At 58.5% G+C, this 1,811-nt stretch carries 1 protein-coding gene; it reads left to right on the forward strand.

The annotated features are described in order from the left end of the window. The first annotated feature begins 177 nt into the window (after nucleotides 1-177). Nucleotides 178-1,605 (forward strand): ISNCY family transposase, encoded by a 1,428-nt coding sequence (locus AC3WWH_RS34710; protein WP_058324635.1) that lies wholly within the window; start codon nucleotides 178-180, stop codon nucleotides 1,603-1,605. Nucleotides 1,606-1,811 lie beyond the last annotated feature (206 nt).

Raw genomic sequence — 1,811 nt, forward strand, 5'->3', positions numbered from 1 at the left:
AGTTCCATAATGTATGTTATGCGATCATCGTGTGTAGCGGCATTTTAGAGATGCGACACATAGGCCAGTTAGAGATGCGACAGTCGTCGCCTCTTGGGATGCTGGTCGAAGGTCAGCGTTGGGGAGCAAGATCAGCGACTTGCATCGTGGCCAAGGCCATCTGTGTTCGGAGTCGTCATGTCTTGTTTGATCGTCATGTCGCAGAAAGAATTGCACCGCCTTGAACTCATTCAGCGGATTCGCGGTGGCAGCCTGAGTGTCGTCGAGGCGGCCGAGTTGCTTCGTCTTAGCCGCAGTCAGGTCCACCGGCTATTGCAGGCTTATGACCTGGCCGGCGCCGACGGACTGGTCTCGAAGAAGCGCGGCCGTCCGAGCAACCGACGTCACAGCGAGGATTTCCGCAACCTGGTGCTCGACCTAGTGCGGGAGCATTATGTCGATTTCGGTCCGACCTTGGCGGCCGAGAAGTTGATCGAACGCCACCGGATAGCCGTCAGCAAGGAGACGCTGCGCCAATGGATGATGGAAGCCGGCATCTGGGTGTCGCGCCGCGAACGCAAGAAGCGGGTTTTCCAACCGCGCGGCCGACGCGATTGTTTCGGCGAACTGGTCCAGATCGATGGCTCGCATCATTGGTGGTTCGAGAGCCGCGGTCCCAAATGCGCCCTACTCGTCTACATTGACGATGCCACCGGCAAGCTGTTGCATTTGCGCTTTGCGACTTCAGAGAACACCTTCGACTATCTGCATGCGACGAAGGCCTATTTGCAGCAATGGGGCAAGCCGATTGCGTTTTACAGCGACAAGCATGGCGTTTTCCGCAGCACGCATGCGTCGCAGAAGGACCGGACCAGCGGCCTGACACAGTTCGGTCGGGCGCTTTATGAGCTGAACATCGACATCATCTGCGCCAACACCCCGCAGGCCAAGGGGCGCGTCGAGCGCGCCAACCAGACGCTGCAGGATCGGCTCGTCAAGGAACTGCGGCTGCGCGGCATCGACACGATCGCGGCGGCGAACGCCTATGCGCCAGAGTTCATGGCCGACTTCAATTGTCGCTTTGGCAAGGCGGCGCGTAATCCGAAGGACATGCATCGGCCGTTTGCCGCGCATGAGAACCTCGATGGTGCGATGTGCCGCAAGGAGGTTCGGAAGCTGTCGAATTCGTTGACGCTGCGCTATGACAAGGTGATGTTCATTCTCGATCCGACAGATCGCGCAGCGGCGCTGGCCGGTAAGAAGGTTGTCGTTTGCGACTATCCCGACGGACGCCTGGAGATCACAGACGGGGAAGCCACCCTGCCCTACAGGACGTTCGACACGTTACGGTCCGTGCATCGCCCTGAGGTGGTCGAGAACAAACGGCTGGATGACATGCTTTCGATCGTCGCTGAGCTGCAGGCGGGGCGCCAACAGCAGCGCAGCAAAGGCGGACCGCGCCGCACCGGCCAGACGGATCATATGTTCGGCATTCGCGATGGCAGCCAAGGGAATGGCTACCAGAAGCGTGGCACCAAGCCTGGCAGAAAGACCGATTTTACCCAGGATCCCGTGGTTATCGCAAAGCGGCAGCAAGCCCTTGCGCAGCTGAAGGCGGCGGAGTGATCGGGCGGTCAAAGCTAAAGTTTATTTTGCCGCTGGAGCCATCCGCCGCCGACCGGGCTGCGCAACCCTGACCAGCTCCACCCGGACGGCGGCTTGCGTCTTCGTACTTTGCAAATATAGCAACTTGCAAACGAAGTAATAATGATTAGGATGGCGTCGCGTTTCTAAGTTGATTACTTTGTCTCATCTTTAATTAGCTGTGACAT

The organism is Ensifer sp. EB106-03-01-XG145 (assembly GCF_058792075.1).

Bases quoted from the DNA above. Each gene is read 5' to 3' on its own strand.
- AC3WWH_RS34710 (WP_058324635.1), top strand. From the start codon at position 178: ATGTCTTGTTTGATCGTCATGTCGCAGAAAGAATTGCACCGCCTTGAA.